The sequence below is a fragment of the Baekduia sp. genome (assembly GCF_035685985.1).
GTDB lineage: Bacteria > Actinomycetota > Thermoleophilia > Solirubrobacterales > Solirubrobacteraceae > Baekduia.
On record NZ_DASRZV010000028.1, the window covers coordinates 239,689 to 255,741 of the forward strand.

Here is a 16,053-nt window from a genome sequence, read left to right on the forward strand (position 1 = left end):
CCACCATGAACCCCTACGCCAGCCCTCAGGCCTACCGTGACGCCGCGGTGCTCACCGCGTCGCCCGAGCAGCTCGTCGTGATGCTGTACGACGGCGCCGTGCGCTTCCTCCGCCAGGCGGAGCTCGCCATGAAGGAGGGCGCATTCCTGCACAGCTTCGAGAAGCTCGGCCGCGGCGAGGCGATCATCGACGAGCTGCTGGCCACGCTGAACATGGACGTCGGGGAGATGTCCGAGCGGCTGCAGGCGATCTACGTCTTCTGCAAGAAGACGCTCATCGAGGGCCGCATCCAGCGCAACCCCGAGAAGATCGGCCAGGTCGTGGCGCTGCTGACCTCGCTGCGCGAGGCGTGGGCCAAGCTCGCCGAGCAGGCCGCCGCCGCGCCCGCCTCGGCATGAGCGTCTTCGCGGCCCTCGTGGCTCTCTTCCGCGAGGAGCTGGCGCTCGTCACCGACGGCCGCTGGGAGGACCTCGCCGAGCTCGACGCGCGCCGCGCGCGCCTGCTCGCCGCGTTGCCGCCCACCGCGCCGCCCGAGGCGCGGGACGAGATCCGCGAGGCCCTGCGCCTGCAGGCGCTGTCGGCCACCGCGCTGCGCGAGGGCCTGGCCGAGACGGCCGCCCAGCTCGGCCGCCTCGGCACCGGCCGCACCGCGGCCGCCGGCTACGCGGCCGGCACCGGGATGGCCATGAGCCGTCCCGCGTTCAACGGCCTGGGCTGACCGCGCCGACGCCGTGGGCGTCGGCCGCTGGACGCTTGGAGGACGACGGCCTCAAGCGGGCGACCGTTCGGCCGAGAACCGTGGAGAGCCGCCATGGTGGGCGGCTGACCCAGAGCCCATGGACGGGCCATCGACTCCGCACGTCCATGGAACTGTTCGACACCACCCAGATCGGCCTCGAGCGCGCGCTCTCCGGGAGCTCCCTGCGACAGCAGGCGATCGCGCAGAACATCGCCAACGTCAACACGCCGGGCTACCGGCGCCAGGACGTGGACTTCGCCTCCGCGCTGCACCAGGCCTGGAACGAGGGCGAGCGCGGCGTCGAGGCCGTCCAGCCGCAGACCATCACCGACACCTCGACGGTGATGCGCGCCGACGGCAGCTCGGTCGACATCGACACCGAGGCCGCCGAGCAGGCCAAGAACGGCCTGACCTACGAGGCGGTCTCGCAGATCATGAAGACGCGCACCGCCATCATCAAGTCCGCGATCGGGACCGTCTGATGGGCCTCTTCGACGCGATCGGCTCCTCGGCCTCCGGCATGCAGGCGGAGCGCGTCCGGATGGACGTCGTCTCCGAGAACCTCGCCAACGCCGAGACGACCAAGGCGGCCAACGGCCAGCCGTACCGCCGCAAGGAAGTGGTCTTCCAGGAGGCCGGCGACCAGGGCACGACGTTCGCGTCGATCCTCGCCGGCGTCTCCGGCAGCGCGCCGACGCACGGCGTGAAGGTCGCGGGCATCGTCGAGGACTCCTCGCCGCTGAAGCGCATCTACGACCCGGGCCATCCCGACGCCGACAAGAACGGCTACGTGACGATGCCCAACGTCAACACGGTCACGGAGATGACCGACCTCATCTCCTCCTCGCGCTCCTACGAGGCCAACGTCACGGCGATGCAGACCGCCAAGACGATGTTCACCAAGACCTTGGACCTGCTGCGCTGATGCCGATCGATCCCTCCATGGCGATCAAGGCCATCGCGCCCACCCCCGGCGAGTGGAACGTCGGCGGGGTCGGCTCGCTCGACGGCACGCCGACCACCGGCGCGGGCGCCGCCTCCGGCACCTCGGGCAACTTCGGGCAGCTGCTCACCGACCAGCTCGGGTCGCTCGAGAAGTCCCAGACCGACGCCGCGTCGGCCTCGCGTGCGATGGCCGACGGTACGGCGACGGACCCGACCGCCGCGATCGTCGCGGTCGAGCGCGCCCAGCTGTCGATGCAGTTGGCGGCGCAGCTGCGCACCAAGGGCGTCGAGGCCCTCCAAGAAATCTTCCGCACGCAGGTCTAGCCACACACCCTCCAACTGGAGCCCCTCCCTCCAATGGCTCTCTTCAACTCCATGTCCTTGCGCGGCAAGCTCACGCTTGCCGGTTGCGTGCTCGCCTTCCTGGCGGCGTCCCTGTTCATCGTCAAGATGGCGGGCAAGCCGTCGTACACGACGGTGATGACCGGCGTCGACCCGGCCAAGACGTCGCAGATCACCGCGGCGCTGACGTCCGCGGGCGTCGGCTACGAGCTGCAGAACGGCGGCACCGCCGTCGCGGTCAAGAAGGGCCAGGAGACCCAGGCCAACGTCGCGCTGGCCACCAAGGGCCTGAACACGACGTCGACCCAGCCCGGCTTCGAGATCCTCGACAAGCAGAAGCTCGGCGCCTCCAGCCAGCAGCAGCAGGTCGCCTACCAGCGCGGCCTGGAGGGCGAGATCGCCAGCACGATCGGCCAGATCCAGGGCGCCGAGGGCGCGCGCGTGAACCTGACGCTGGGCCAGGACAACCTCTTCGCCGACGAGAGCCAGCCCGCCACCGCCGCGGTGCTGCTGCCCAGCGACGCCTCGGGCATGGACCCCGCGTCGGTCAAGGGCATCGCCAACCTCGTCGCCTCCGCCGTGCCCAACCTGAAGGCCGCCAACGTGACGATCACCGACGGCAGCGGCACGATGCTGTGGCCGATGGGCGACGGCGCCGGCGGCGACGGCTCGGGCGGCACGCTGCCGTCCAAGACCGCGGCCGAGGCTCGCTTCAACGCGGTCAAGACCGCGAGCCTGCAGGCGCTGCTGGACCGCACGCTGGGCCCGAACAAGGCGCAGGTCGTCGTCAACTCCGACCTCAACGTCGACCAGACCGACCTGCAGTCGGTCACCTACGGCAACAAGAAGAACGTCGTCCCGCTGGCCGAGAAGACGCAGACCGAGACGCTCAAGGGCACGGGCGCCGTCAGCGGCGGCACGACCGGCGCGTCGTCCAACCTGCCCAACCAGGTCGCGGCCGGCGGCGGCACCAGCGGCGGCAAGAACGACTACAAGAACAAGTCGACCGAGGTCACCAACGGCGTCGACAAGACGATCACCAAGACGCAGAAGGCGCCCGGCGCGGTCAACCGCATGGACGTCGCGATCATGACCGACAAGTCGCTGACGCTGTCGGCCACGCAGCTGAGCCAGCTCAAGAACACGATCTCCTCGGCGGCCGGCCTGCAGACCTCGCGCGGCGACACGCTGAACATCACGCAGGGCCTGAGCTTCGCGCCGACGCCCAAGGCGACGAGCTCCAGCCCGATCCCGGCCGCCTTCTCCGGCATCCTCAAGGGCGCGGGCATCGGCCTCGGCGCGCTGCTGTTCCTGTTCTTCGTCACCCGCCACCTGCGGCGCCGCGAGCGCGGCGAGCTGATCGACGAGCCGGCCTGGCTGAAGTCGCTGGAGGCCGCCCAGCCCCAGCCCGAGCTGATGCCGATGCCGACGTTCGACCCGGCGGCCGCGGCCAGCGAGGTCTCGATCGCCACGGCCGACCCGCGCCGTCAGCAGTTGGACAACATCATCCACGACGAGCCCGAGCGCGTCGCCGCGCACCTCCGCCAGTGGGTCACGGAGGACAACAAGTGAGCGTCGTGACGCGCAGCGGCGCGTCGGCCCTGACCGGCCGCCAGAAGGCCGCCGTCTTCCTGATCACGATCGGCACCACGCGCGCCGCCGAGATCCTGAAGTTCCTCTCCGAGCGCGAGATCGAGGCGATCTCGGCCGAGATGGCGTCGCTGTGGCGCGTCAAGGCCGAGACCGCGGACGCGGTCGTCCAGGAGCTGGCCGAGCGCTTCGAGGCCCAGGACGAGTTCGCGATGGGCGGCCCGCAGTTCGCCCGCGAGGTCCTGGTCCACCTGCTCGGCGAGACCCGCGCGGAGGAGATCCTCGGCCAGATCACCGCCCAGGCGGAGCTGCGCCCGTTCGACTTCCTGCGCCGCACGCCGCCGGAGCAGATCGCGACGTTCCTCGCCGACGAGGCGCCGCAGACGATCGCGCTGGTGGTGGCGTCGCTGCACACGACGCTGGGCGCCAAGGTGCTCGGCTGCCTGACGCCCGAGATCCAGGCCAACGTCGCGATGCGCATCGCGACGATGGAGGACACCAACCCGGGCGTGATCGAGGACGTCGAGCGCGGTCTGCGCCTCAAGCTGTCCAACGTGCTCACCCAGGAGTTCTCCCAGGCGGGCGGCGTCGACTCGCTGGCCGAGCTGCTCAACCGCGCCGGCCGCTCCACAGAGCGCACGGTGCTGGAGGCGATCGCCGAGACCGACGGCGAGCTGGCCGACGAGATCCGCCAGAAGCTCTTCACCTTCGACGACATCGTCGTCCTCAACGACCGCGACATCCAGCTGCTGCTGCGCGAGGTCGACCAGAAGGACCTCGGGCTGGCGCTGCGCGGCGTCAACGACGAGGTCAAGGACACCATCTTCCGCAACATGTCCACGCGCGGCGCCGAGATGCTCCAGGAGGACCTGGACACCGGCAAGCCGCAGCGGCGCTCCGTGGTCGAGGAGGCGCAGTCGCGCATCGTCGGCGCGATCCGCCGCCTGGAGGACGCGGGCGCGATCACGATCGGTCGTGGCGGCGAGGACGGCGAGGCGTCCGAGGACGACATCATCTGATGCAGGACTTCGCGTTCCCCACGTTGGAGGCGCTGCCCGAGGCGCCGACGTTCGTCGCCCCGGAGGCCGTCGCGCCGGAGCCCGAGATCGACCTGGCCGCCGAGGCCGAGGCCGCGCGCGCGGCCGGGCACGAGGCCGGCTTCCAGGCCGGGCTGATCGAGGCCCAGGCGCAGATGGCGTCGGGCGTCGCCGCCCTGCAGGCCGCCGTCGCGGCGGTCGCCGCCGAGCGCGAGCGCGTCGTCGCCGCGGTCGAGCCCGCCGCCGTCGACCTCGCGCTGCGGATCGCCGAGCAGGCGATCGGCGCCGCGGTCGCCGCCCAGCCGGAGGTCGTCGTCGACGTCGTGCGCGGCGCGCTGCGGCGCCTGGCCGAGCGCGACCGCGTGACGATCCTCGTCAACCCCGAGGACCTCGAGCTGGTGCGCACCGCGTCCGAGACGCTGGTCGCCGAGCTGGGCGGCATCGAGCACTGCGACGTGCAGGCCGAGCGCCGCGTCGGGCGCGGCGGCGCGGTCGTGCGCACGACCGAGGGCGAGGTCGACGCGACGCTCGCCACCAAGCTGGCCTCCGCGCGCAAGGTCCTCGAGGACGAGCTGCGTGTCGGCTGAAGCCCTGATCGTCGACCGCCTGGAGGAGCTGGGGCGCGCGATCTCGCGCGCGGATCTGCACCGCCGCCACGGGCGCGTCATGGACCTGATCGGCCTGACGATCGAGGCGACCGGCCTGGAAGCCGAGATCGGAGAAGTCTGCGACGTGCGCACCGGTCGCGACGCGCAGACCGGCGCCTACACCACGATCCCCGCGGAGGTCGTCGGCTTCCGCTCGGGACGGACCTTGTTGATGCCCTTGGGTGAGATGCACGGCATCGGCCCGGGCGACGTCGTCACCGCCACCGGCCGTCAGGTCTCGGTGCCGATCGGCGACCACCTGCTCGGCCGCGTGCTCGACGGCCTCGGCAACCCGATGGACGACCGCGGCTCGCTGGACGACCTCCCGCAGCGCCCGATCTCCGGGGCGCCGCCGTCGCCGCTGTCGCGCCCGCGGATCACCGAGCGCGTGACGCTCGGCGTGCGCGCGCTCGACGCGCTCGTGCCCTGCGGCCGCGGCCAGCGCCTGGGCATCTTCGCCGGCTCCGGCGTGGGCAAGTCCTCGTTGTTGGGGATGATCGCCCGCTCGACGTCGGCCGACATCAACGTCATCTGCCTGGTCGGCGAGCGCGGCCGCGAGGTCGTGGAGTTCATCGAGCGCGACCTGGGCCCGGCGATCGAGCGCTCGGTCGTGATCGTCGCGACCTCCGACCAGCCCGCGCTCGTGCGCATCAAGGCGGCGCTGACGGCGACGGCCGTCGCGGAGCACTTCCGCGACCAGGGCCACGACGTCATGTTGATGATGGACTCGGTCACGCGCTTCGCGATGGCCCAGCGCGAGGTCGGCCTGGCGATCGGCGAGCCGCCCGCCACGCGCGGCTACACGCCGTCGGTCTTCGCGCTGCTGCCCAAGCTGCTGGAGCGCTCCGGCACGAGCCCGCACGGGTCGATCACCGCATTGTACACCGTGTTGGTCGACGGCGACGACATGAACGAGCCGATCGCCGACGCGGTCCGCTCGATCCTCGACGGCCACATCGTCCTGACGCGCCAGCTCGCGCACGCCGGCCACTACCCGGCGATCGACGTGCTGCAGTCGGTGTCCCGGCTGGAGGGCGAGATCATGACGCCCGACGTCCGCGAGGGCGCGACGCGCCTGCGCTCGCTGCTGGCCGCCTACCGCGACAAGAAGGACCTGATCGCGATCGGCGCCTACGAGCGCGGCAGCGACCCGGTCACCGACATGGCGATCGACCTGAAGGACTCGATCGACGGCTTCCTCAAGCAGCGTCCCGACGAGGCCGTCCCCGGCCCCGACGCCGACGACCTGCTGCTGCGCACGGTCGGCATCACCGAGGTGTCGGTCGGCGACCTGGCGGCGTCCATGCAGGAGCCCTCGGCGGTCGCGCAGCCCGCGGCCGCGGCCACCGGCCCGTCCGCCATCCCCCCGCTGAACCTGGCCGTCTAGATGCGCTGGTCCCTCAGCAGTCGCGAGTTTCGCCGCCAGGCGAAATCTCGCAAGGGAGCACGAGCCGTCAGGCGAGTGCTCCCCGCTGTCCGACAGTCGTCCAACGCCCTTCATCAAGCCCCGAACCGACCGACCACCCAGAACGAGATGTCCGCTCCCTTCCGATTCGGCCTTCAGCGTGTGCGCGAGATCCGCGCGCACGACGAGGACCAGGCGAAGGAGCGCTTCGCGGCCAGCCTCAGCGCGAGGGTGCGCGGCGAGGCGGTCCTGCGCGCCGCGGAGTCGCGGCTGCGCGACGCCCAGTCGGGCGTGCTCTCGCCGGGTCTCGGCCCGCTGACCGGCGCGTCGCTCGTCGCCCGCCAGGCGTGGGTCGAGCGGCTCGAGCACGATCGCGTCGACGCCCAGCTGCGGATGCGCAACTACGAGACCGAGCTGCAGACCCGCCGCTCCGAGCTGGCCAAGGCCAGCCAGGCCCGCGAGGTCCTCGACAAGCTCGAGGAGCGCCAGCGCGAGGAGCATCGCCTGGAGTCCGAGCGCGTCGAGTCCGAGCGCCTGGACGAGATGGCGCTGCAGATGCACGCCCGGAGGATGGCGGCGTGAGCATCGAGCTGATCGGCCAGCGCATGGCCGCCATCCAGGCGCAGATCGCGTCGCTGGAAGGCTCCGGGTCGACCGACGCCGCGGCGTCCGCGTCCACGTCGTCGACGAGCTTCGCCGACCAGCTGGCCGCCGCGCAGGGCACCACCGCGTCCACCGCCACGGCGGCGACGAGCGCCACGCCCACGGCGCTGGGCGGCGGCACGCCGACGCAGTACGACGGCCAGATCACCGCCGCGGCGACCAAGTACGGCATCGACCCCGCGTTGTTGAAGGGGTTGATCCGCCAGGAGTCCAACTTCAACCCGAGCGCGCGCTCGCCGGTCGGGGCCCAGGGCCTCACGCAGCTGATGCCGGGCACCGCCGCGTCGCTGGGCGTCACCGACCCGACCGATCCCGCGCAGGCGATCGAGGGCGGCGCCAAGTACCTCAAGCAGCAGCTGGATCGCTTCGGCGGCGACGCCTCCAAGGCGCTGGCGGCCTACAACGCCGGCCCGGGCGCGGTCGCCAAGTTCGGCGGGATCCCGCCCTACGCCGAGACCCAGAACTACGTCAAGAACATCCTCGGCTACGCCGCCGAGTATCGCGGCACCGGCGCGACGACGGCCGCGACCGCCGGCGCGGTGCCCCCGACGACGACCCCGCTCTCGGCCGCCGGCCTGCTCAGCGCCACCGGCACCGGCGGCGACACCTCCTCTTCCACGTCCGGCTCCCTCGACTACAGCACGATCTAGATGTCCTCCCTCCCCATCTCGCCGCCGACGGCGAGGGCAGGCACGGCGCTTCCCAAGAGCGTCGGCGCCTCCCCACCGACCGGCGCGGGCGGCGACTTCGCCGCTCTCCTCACCCAGAGCACGGCCCGGACCGCACATGCGGAAGGCCCCAAGACCCGGCCCCAGGACACGCGCCGCGACACGGCGTCGCGTCCGGACCGCGACGACGACCAGGTCAAGGACGCGACGGCGTCCAAGCCCGAGGCCGACGACGCCGCGCCGACCAAGACGTCGTCGCCCGATGAGCGGCAGCCCGCGGCCGACGCGCGGGACCAGGCGTCGGCGACGCCGACGGCCGATCCCAACGCGGCCGCCCAGGCCCAGCAGCCGCTCGCGCCCACGACGCCCACGACGCCGGCCACCGGCGGCGGCGCCGGGGCGACCGCGGGGCCGTCCGGGCTCGGCCCCGACGGCCTGCCGCTGGATCCGCAGGCCGTCCTGGCCCAGCAGGCGCCGGGCGCCGACGGGCCGGGCGCCGCGGGCGCCGCCGACGGCAAGCTCCAGCTCCCGCCCGAGCTGCTCGACGCCAAGGGCCAGGCCCACGCGGGCGGCCACCCCGGCAAGGACTCCAACCAGCACGGCGGCGCCCAGCAGGGCCTGCCGCCCGCCCCGACGCTGCCGCCGACCGCCGACGCGGCGGCGGCCGCCTCGTCGAACGCGCCGGCCGGCGCCGACGCGCCGACCGCCGCCGCGCCCCCGGCGCAGCCCGCGCCGACCGTCGCCCAGGCCCAGCCCGCCGCCACCGCGCTCACGCAGGTGCCGACGGCGTCCGGCGCCCAGCAGCTGACCAGGGCCTCGGTCGTGCAGACCGCCGAGCGCGTCCAGGAGCTGGTCCGCATCGCGGCCACCCGCTCCGGCCAGGCGCGCGCCACGCTGCAGCTCAAGCCCGAGGCGCTGGGCCAGGTCGACGTGCACCTGCGCACCACGCGCGACGGCCTCGTCGCGACGATCGCCGCCCACGACCAGGCCGGCCTCGACGCCCTCCAGCAGGCGGGCAACGAGCTGCGCCGCCTGCTCGAGGACCGCGGCGTGCAGCTGCAGAGCCTCGACCTCCAGCTCGGCGCCGGCCAGGACGGCGGCTTCGCCAACCAGGGCGACGCCGGCCAGGCGCGGAGCGGCTCCTCCGGGGCCGCGTCTTCCTACGGGCTCTCCGACGACGACGACGAGGTCGTCGCGCAGGACGAGCTGACCATCACCGACGCCCCGCTGACCGCGACGAGCACGCTCGTCGACGTCACGGCGTAGACCTCCACGGCGAGAGGACGGACCCTCATGAGCAGCGCAAGCGCCATCGGCAACATGTACACCAACCCGGCGTACAACCAGTCCCAGACCGGGCCCAGCGACACGCTGGACAAGAACGGGTTCCTGAAGATGCTCACCGCGCAGCTGAGCAACCAGGACCCCAACTCCGGCCAGGACCCCAACCAGTACTTCCAGACCATCTCGATGATGACCCAGGTCGAGCAGATCACCAACATGGTCATCGCGCAGTCCAAGTCCAACGCCACGCAGATGATCGGCAAGGACGTGACGTTCGTCGAGGGCAACACCGCCTACTCGGGCACGGTCGACAGCGTGCAGATGTCCGGCTCCACCGTCCGGCTGACGGTCGGCGGCATGACCGGCGTCGACCCCGACACGGTCGTCTCGGTCCGGCCGCACAGCGACACCACCGGCACCGGCACGGGCACCGACCCGACCACCGGCGGCACGGGCGACACCGGCACCGGCACGGACGCCTCGGGCACCGACGCGTCGGGCACGACGACCCCGTAGCGCGCCATGTCCGGCACCCCCTTCAACCCGGCGCTCGTCCCGCCCGGCATCTCGGCCGGTCCGGATGGGGCCGGGGCCGTGCGCGCCCGGACCCAGCCGGTCCGGCCATCCGTCCAGACGCCTCAAGGTCCGGCGTTCGCGGACGTTCTCAGGGACACGGCGGGCACGAAGCCCGTCACGTTCAGCAAGCACGCCGTCCAGCGCCTGGAGCGCCGCCAGCTCACCGTCGACCCGTCGACGATGCAGCGGCTCCAGGACGGGGTCGATCGTGCCGCGGGCAAGGGCGCCCGCGACGCGGTGGTCCTCGTGGACGACAAGGCCTTCGTGGTCTCGGTCACCAACCGCACGGTCGTCACGGCCGTCGGCAAGGACCAGATGAAGGACCACGTGTTCACGAACATCGACAGCGCCGTCATCGCCTAGGGCGAAGCGGCAAGGACGCCAACCCCCACCACCCCGGCTGGACCCCTCCCTAGGGGAAGCCGGAGGACTCGAAAGAGGAACCTCCCCCAATGATCCGCGGCATGTACTCGGCCATCTCCGGCCTGCAGACCCACCAGACGATGCTGGACGTGGTCTCCAACAACCTCGCGAACGTCAACACGGTCGGCTACAAGTCGTCGCGCGTGACGTTCAAGGACCAGCTGCAGCAGACGCTCTACGGCGGCTCCGCCGAGGGCCCCAACACCGGCGGCACGAACTCGGCGCAGGTCGGCCTCGGCGTGCAGCTGGGCTCGATCGACTCGGTCATGAGCGACGGCTCGATGCAGAACACGGGCAAGCCGCTGGACGTCGCGATCCAGGGCGACGGGTTCTTCCGCGTCGGCCTCGGCGACCCGTCGACGACGCCGGCCACGATGCCGAACGAGCTGAACTACACGCGCGCCGGCAACTTCATCACCAACGACCAGGGCTACCTGACCACGCCCGAGGGCTACTACGTGATGGGCCGCGACACGACCACGACGCCGGCCTCCGACACCTTCATCCAGATCCCGCAGGGCGCCACCTCGATCGCGGTCGGCACCAACGGCGAGGTCACCTACATCCCCGACGGCGGCGGCACCCGCACGACCGCGGGCGTCCTCTCGCTGGCCAAGTTCCCCAACGACGAGGGCCTGATGCGCCTGTCCGGCAACCGCTGGGCCGCGGCCCCCGCGGCGGGCACGGAGCTGGTCGGCACGCCGGACGGCAAGACGTTCGGGCAGACGATCGGCGGCACGCTGGAGATGTCCAACGTGGACCTCGCCAGCGAGTTCACGAACCTGATCGTCGCCCAGCGCGGCTTCCAGGCCAACTCGAAGGTCATCACGACGGCCGACGAGATGCTGGAGCAGCTGGTCAACCTCAAGCGCTAGCGCGCCTGAAGCTCACGAGACCGCGGCGTGGCCGCCCGTGCGGATGCGGAGGGCATCCGCGCGGGCGGGCGCGCCGCGGTCTCGATACGTCGTTGACGACCCTCACCATCTCTTCCATGATCGAGCTGCACAAGCTGTCCACCTCCCGCGAGCCGTTCCAGCTCAACGTCGACCTGATCGAGCGCATCGACGCCTCGCCGGACTGCCACGTCACGCTCACGACCGGTCAGCGGATCGCCGTGACCGAGTCGGTCGACGAGGTCGTCCGCAAGATCCGCGACTGGCGCGTCGACGTGATGGCGCGCGCGCTCCGCCTCGCGCGCTGACAGGAGCCTCCCCCCGCCGGGGGATGTGTCCGCGAGGCGTCTCAAGCGCCCTCCGGGACGGTCGATCACCGGGCAGACAGACCTTCCCACTTGGAGCTTTCATGCCTGAAGAGACCCTCTCACGCCAGCTCGTGGTCTTCTCGCTCGGCGAGGAGGAGTACGCGCTTCCCATCACGCAGGTCCACGAGATCATCCGCTTCACCGAGCCGCGCTCGGTGGCCTCCTCGGACCCCAGCGTCCGTGGCGTGATCTCGCTGCGCGGCAAGATCCTGCCGGTCTACGACCTGGCCACGCGCCTGGGCGTCGAGCACGCCGACGTCAGCGAGGCCAAGATCGTGATCGTCGAGACCGCCGAGGACATGGCGGGCGTCGTCGTCGACGACGTCGAGGAGGTCATCACGATCGACGGCGAGCAGCTCGACGAGGCCCCCACGGCCGGCGGCCGCGGCATCGACGGCATCGCCAAGATCGGCGACCGCCTGGTGGTCCTGCTCGATCCCGAGGGGATCGTCGGAGCGGCCACCGACGCGCTGAACGTCGAGGCCGCCGAGGTCGTCGACGACGTGCGCGTCGCCGCCTAGCCGAGAGCCGGTCCAGTCGTGCTCGCCGCCGCCCGCACCGCCAAGCCGTCCCGGATCCTCGTCGCCGACGACTCCACGTTCATGCGGCGCCTGCTCACGCAGGCGCTGCGCGACGCGGGGTTCGAGGTCGTCGGGGAGGCCGCCGACGGCGACGAGGCGCTCTCGCTCTACCGCGAGCTGCGCCCCGACGCCATGACCCTCGATCTCGCCATGCCCGGCATGGACGGGATCGGCGTTCTGCGCGCGCTGCGCGGCGAGCGCTCCTCGCTGCCGGTCGTCGTGGTCTCGGCCTTCTCGCCCGCCCACGGCGCCCGTGCCGTCGACGCGCTCGCCGAGGGCGCGTTCGACCTCGTCGCCAAGCCCGCCTTCGGCGAGCCGCTGGAGTCCTTCGTCAGCGCGCTGCGCGAGAAGGTCACCGCGGCGGCGTCCTCCGCGGCCCCCAAGGCCGTCCTGGCCGCCGCCCCGGCCCGCGCGCCGCGCCCCCGCCGCGCGTCGGCCCGGACCAAGAAGGTGGTCCTGATCGCCACCTCGACCGGCGGCCCGCGCGCGCTGGCCGAGCTGATCCCGGACCTGCCGTCGCCCCTGGGCGCCGGCGGCATGATCGTCCAGCACATGCCCGCGGGCTTCACCGCCTCGCTGGCCCAGCGGCTGGACCGCGGCGGCAAGCTGTCGGTGGTCGAGGCCGCCGGCGGCGAGGCGCTGCGGCCCGACACGCTGATCCTCGCCCCGGGCGGCTCGCACCTGCGCCTCGGCGACGACGGCGTCGCCCGCCTCTCCGACGAGGCGGCGATCGGCGGCCTGCGCCCGCGCGCGGACCTGACGATCGCCGACGCCGCGCGGATCTACGGCGAGCGCCTGGTGCTGGTCGTCATGACCGGCATGGGCAAGGACGGCCTCGAGGGCGCCCGCGAGGTGCGGGCCCGCGGCGGCCGGATCATCGCCGAGGCCGAGTCCTCCTGCACCGTCTACGGCATGCCGCGCGCGATCGTCGAGGCGCGGCTGGCCGACGTCGTCGTGCCGCTGGGGCAGCTGGCGGCCGCGATCGCCGACGAGGTTGCCGCATGACTCGCCCAGCGGCTCGCAAGCGGGGGGCCTGATGTCCCTGGCCACCACCACCCCGGCCGCCCGCGCCGGCGCCCAGGACGAGTACGAGCAGTTCTGCCTGGCCTTCCGCCGCGTCTGCGGGATCGACCTGCTGCAGTACAAGCGCGGCCAGATGGAGCGGCGCATCCGCTCGTTCGTCTCCACGCGCCACGGCGACACCACGCTGCCCGCCTACGCGGAGCTGCTGAAGGCCGACAAGGACGAGCTGAGCCGCTTCCTGGACCGCGTGACGATCAACGTCTCGCAGCTCTGGCGCAACCCGGAGCAGTGGGAGGTCCTGGAGGACAAGATCCTCCCCGACCTCGCCGCGAGCGGCTCCAACCGCGTCCGCGCCTGGAGCGCCGGCAGCTCCTACGGCGCCGAGGCCTACACCCTGGCGGCCATCGCCCGCCGCGCGATCCCGCGCGCGCAGGTGACGATCCTGGGCACCGACATCGACGGCCGCATGGTCGAGCGCGCCCGCACCGGCGTGTTCACCACCGAGGACGCGCGCGACGCGCCCACGGCGACGCTGGCCTCGCACTTCGCGATGGAGGACGGCCGGTGGCACGCGTCGGCCGAGCTGAAGCGGATGGTCCGCTTCGAGCAGGGCGACCTGCTGCGGGTCCAGCCCGCCAAGGAGTCCTTCGACCTCGTGCTGTGCCGCAACACCGTCATCTACTTCAACGAGGACGTGCGCGACGCGCTCCACGGCCGGCTCGCCGAGAGCCTGCGCGCGGGCGGCCGCCTCGTCGTCGGCGCGACCGAGCGCGTCTCGGAGCCCGCCAAGCACGCCCTCGAGCCCGAGTCCCCCTTCGTCTACCGGAAGATCTGATGGACACCTCCGAGTACCTCCCCATGTTCCTGGCCGAGTGCCGGGAGAACCTCCAGGAGCTGAACCTGGCCGTGGTGCGCCTCGAGGAGGCGCCCGACGACCGCGAGACGGTCGACGCCATCTTCCGCATCGCCCACTCCCTGAAGGGGATGGCGGCGACGATGGGCTTCGAGGGCATGGCGACCCTGACGCACAAGATGGAGGACGTGCTCGAGCTGCTGCGCCAGCGCGGCGGCAAGCTGTCCCGCGAGGTCGTCGACGTCCTGCTGGCCTGCCTGGACGCGCTGTCGGGCGCGGTCGACGCCATCGACACCGACGGCGCCGAGAACCTCGACCCGGCCGAGCTGGTCGAGCGCCTGCAGTCGCTCGTCCGCGAGAAGGACGACCCCGAGCACGTCGAGGAGGTCGCGGAGGAGGCTCCGGCGGGTGGGCGGGGGCCGGTTCTCGCTCCGATCACCGAGGGCCAGACGGTCCTGGAGGTCGCCGCGGTGCTCGCCGAGGACGCCCAGATGCCGGCCGTCCGCGCCTTCCAGGTGCTGGCCGCCGCCGGCGAGCACGGCGAGGTCCTGCGCTCGCGGCCCGCCGAGGGCGAGGTCGACGGCTTCGACGGCCGCCTCGTCGAGCTGCTGCTGGCCACCGAGAACGAGGTCGACGACATCGCCGCCGCGATCCGCGCGGTGCCGGACGTCGGCGACGTGCGCGTCGCCGAGCACACGCCCGAGCCGGTCGCCGAGGCCGCCCCGCTGGCCGCCGTCGACGAGTCCGGCGCGCCGGAGGCCGCCGCTCCCACCGCTTCGACGCCGGCCGCGCACAAGAAGGGCGGCCACCAGACCGTCCGCGTCGACGCCGACCGCCTCGACCAGCTCATGCACCTGATGGGCGAGCTGGTCGTCCAGCGCACGCACGTCGAGGCGCTGAGCGCCGAGGCCGACGTCCCGGGCCTGTCGCAGGCGATGCAGGAGCTGACCCGCTCCTCGCACGCCCTGCAGGCGATGGTCATGCAGATCCGCATGATCCCGATCGAGGCCGTCTTCATGCGCTTCCCGCGCCTCGTGCGCGACGTCGCCTCCAAGCTCGACAAGCAGGTCGAGCTCGACCTCGTCGGCAAGGAGACCGAGCTGGACCGCACGGTCGTCGACGCGATCGGCGACCCGCTCGTCCACCTGATTCGCAACTCGCTGGACCACGGCCTGGAGTCCCCCGAGGACCGCGTCGCGGCCGGCAAGGCGCCGACCGGCAAGCTCACGATCGCCGCGCGCCACGCGGGCGGCAGCATCATCATCACGGTCAAGGACGACGGCCACGGGATCAACCCGGCCAAGGTCGCCGCCGTCGCCGTGGACCGCGGGCTGATCACCCGCGAGCAGGCGCAGCTGATCGACATGCGCGGCGCGATCGAGCTGCTGTTCGCGCCGGGCTTCAGCACCGCCGCCGAGGTCGGGGCCCTCTCGGGCCGCGGCGTCGGGATGGACGCGGTGCGCGAGAAGATCCGCGAGCTGGGCGGGGAGGTGACGGTCACCTCGGTTCAGGGCGAGGGCACCGTCAACGAGATCCGCCTCCCGCTGACGCTCGCGATCATGTCCGCGCTGCTCGTGGAGGCCGGCGACAAGCCGTTCGGCATCCCGCTGCAGCGCGTCGAGCGCACGATGCGCCTCGACGACAACCCCGTCCGCTCGGTCGCCGGCCGCAAGATGCTCGTCCTCAAGGACGAGGCCTTGCCGCTGCGCCGCGCGGTCGACGTGTTCGGCGGTGCCGCGGCGGGGGCCGCGGACCTGCAGGACACGCATGTGGTGATCGTTCGCGGCCAGGAGGGCTCGATCGCCCTCTCGGTCTCGAAGCTGATCGGCCAGCGCGAGCTGGTGACGCGGCCGCTGCCGCAGAACGTCGCTCAGGAGGCGGCGGTCTCGGGCGCGGCGGTCCTGTCCAACGGCGACATCGTGCTGTTGGCGGACTGCGACGCCCTGACCCTGAACACCCACCCGGCGCTGTCCGCGTCCGACCGCCCCGTTGCGGTTCCGGCCGCCGTCTGACGAT

General features: G+C 72.5%; 20 protein-coding genes. All 20 read left to right on the plus strand.

Annotation, left to right across the window (positions count from 1 at the left end; all coding sequences use genetic code 11):
* Positions 1-5: 5 nt before the first annotated feature.
* The 20 genes from fliS (at position 6) to VFG42_RS18925 (ending at position 16,049) form a co-directional block, all read left to right on the plus strand.
* Complete coding sequence (gene fliS / locus VFG42_RS18830; RefSeq protein ID WP_324910315.1) at positions 6-398, plus strand: flagellar export chaperone FliS; 393 nt, start codon at positions 6-8, stop codon at positions 396-398.
* Positions 395-718, plus strand: a complete 324-nt coding sequence (locus tag VFG42_RS18835; RefSeq protein WP_324910316.1) for a hypothetical protein — start codon at positions 395-397, stop codon at positions 716-718. The genes fliS and VFG42_RS18835 overlap by 4 nt, the downstream gene beginning before the upstream one ends.
* Positions 719-864: 146 nt before the next feature.
* Positions 865-1,221, plus strand: coding sequence for a flagellar basal body rod protein FlgB (flgB, locus tag VFG42_RS18840; protein WP_324910317.1), 357 nt, complete (start codon positions 865-867; stop codon positions 1,219-1,221).
* Complete coding sequence (flgC, locus tag VFG42_RS18845; protein ID WP_324910318.1) at positions 1,221-1,664, plus strand: flagellar basal body rod protein FlgC; 444 nt, start codon at positions 1,221-1,223, stop codon at positions 1,662-1,664. Before flgB ends, flgC begins: the two co-directional genes overlap by 1 nt.
* Complete coding sequence (fliE, locus tag VFG42_RS18850; RefSeq protein ID WP_324910319.1) at positions 1,664-2,008, plus strand: flagellar hook-basal body complex protein FliE; 345 nt, start codon at positions 1,664-1,666, stop codon at positions 2,006-2,008. Before flgC ends, fliE begins: the two co-directional genes overlap by 1 nt.
* A gap of 33 nt (positions 2,009-2,041) precedes the next feature.
* Positions 2,042-3,598 (plus strand): flagellar basal-body MS-ring/collar protein FliF, encoded by a 1,557-nt coding sequence (gene fliF, locus VFG42_RS18855; protein ID WP_324910320.1) that lies wholly within the window; start codon positions 2,042-2,044, stop codon positions 3,596-3,598.
* A complete protein-coding gene (fliG, locus tag VFG42_RS18860) occupies positions 3,595-4,635 on the plus strand; it encodes a flagellar motor switch protein FliG (protein ID WP_324910321.1) in 1,041 nt (346 codons plus the stop codon). Before fliF ends, fliG begins: the two co-directional genes overlap by 4 nt.
* Entirely contained in the window at positions 4,635-5,240 is a 606-nt protein-coding gene (locus VFG42_RS18865; RefSeq protein WP_324910322.1) for a FliH/SctL family protein, read from the plus strand. Before fliG ends, VFG42_RS18865 begins: the two co-directional genes overlap by 1 nt.
* Complete coding sequence (locus VFG42_RS18870; RefSeq protein ID WP_324910323.1) at positions 5,230-6,687, plus strand: FliI/YscN family ATPase; 1,458 nt, start codon at positions 5,230-5,232, stop codon at positions 6,685-6,687. The genes VFG42_RS18865 and VFG42_RS18870 overlap by 11 nt, the downstream gene beginning before the upstream one ends.
* Before the next feature lie 147 nt (positions 6,688-6,834).
* Positions 6,835-7,287, plus strand: a complete 453-nt coding sequence (gene fliJ, locus VFG42_RS18875) for a flagellar export protein FliJ (protein WP_324910324.1) — start codon at positions 6,835-6,837, stop codon at positions 7,285-7,287.
* The gene (locus VFG42_RS18880) at positions 7,284-8,018 is read left to right on the plus strand and encodes a lytic transglycosylase domain-containing protein (protein ID WP_324910325.1); all 735 of its coding nucleotides are present in this window, start codon (positions 7,284-7,286) and stop codon (positions 8,016-8,018) included. Before fliJ ends, VFG42_RS18880 begins: the two co-directional genes overlap by 4 nt.
* A complete protein-coding gene (locus tag VFG42_RS18885) occupies positions 8,019-9,302 on the plus strand; it encodes a flagellar hook-length control protein FliK (RefSeq protein ID WP_324910326.1) in 1,284 nt (427 codons plus the stop codon).
* 27 nt (positions 9,303-9,329) lie between these two features.
* Positions 9,330-9,836, plus strand: a complete 507-nt coding sequence (locus VFG42_RS18890) for a flagellar hook capping FlgD N-terminal domain-containing protein (protein WP_324910327.1) — start codon at positions 9,330-9,332, stop codon at positions 9,834-9,836.
* A 6-nt stretch (positions 9,837-9,842) separates the two neighbouring features.
* Positions 9,843-10,259, plus strand: a complete 417-nt coding sequence (locus VFG42_RS18895; RefSeq protein WP_324910328.1) for a TIGR02530 family flagellar biosynthesis protein — start codon at positions 9,843-9,845, stop codon at positions 10,257-10,259.
* Between the two features lie 89 nt (positions 10,260-10,348).
* Positions 10,349-11,194, plus strand: coding sequence for a flagellar hook-basal body complex protein (locus tag VFG42_RS18900; RefSeq protein WP_349260435.1), 846 nt, complete (start codon positions 10,349-10,351; stop codon positions 11,192-11,194).
* Positions 11,195-11,310: 116 nt separating this feature from the next.
* Positions 11,311-11,520 (plus strand): flagellar FlbD family protein, encoded by a 210-nt coding sequence (locus tag VFG42_RS18905; RefSeq protein ID WP_324910330.1) that lies wholly within the window; start codon positions 11,311-11,313, stop codon positions 11,518-11,520.
* Between the two features lie 101 nt (positions 11,521-11,621).
* Complete coding sequence (locus tag VFG42_RS18910) at positions 11,622-12,101, plus strand: chemotaxis protein CheW (protein WP_324910331.1); 480 nt, start codon at positions 11,622-11,624, stop codon at positions 12,099-12,101.
* Between the two features lie 18 nt (positions 12,102-12,119).
* Positions 12,120-13,166, plus strand: a complete 1,047-nt coding sequence (gene cheB, locus VFG42_RS18915) for a chemotaxis-specific protein-glutamate methyltransferase CheB (protein ID WP_324910332.1) — start codon at positions 12,120-12,122, stop codon at positions 13,164-13,166.
* A 31-nt stretch (positions 13,167-13,197) separates the two neighbouring features.
* Positions 13,198-14,019: a protein-glutamate O-methyltransferase CheR gene (locus VFG42_RS18920; RefSeq protein ID WP_324910333.1), complete on the plus strand. Its 822-nt coding sequence runs from the start codon at positions 13,198-13,200 to the stop codon at positions 14,017-14,019.
* Complete coding sequence (locus VFG42_RS18925; protein ID WP_324910334.1) at positions 14,019-16,049, plus strand: chemotaxis protein CheA; 2,031 nt, start codon at positions 14,019-14,021, stop codon at positions 16,047-16,049. Before VFG42_RS18920 ends, VFG42_RS18925 begins: the two co-directional genes overlap by 1 nt.
* Positions 16,050-16,053: the final 4 nt, after the last annotated feature.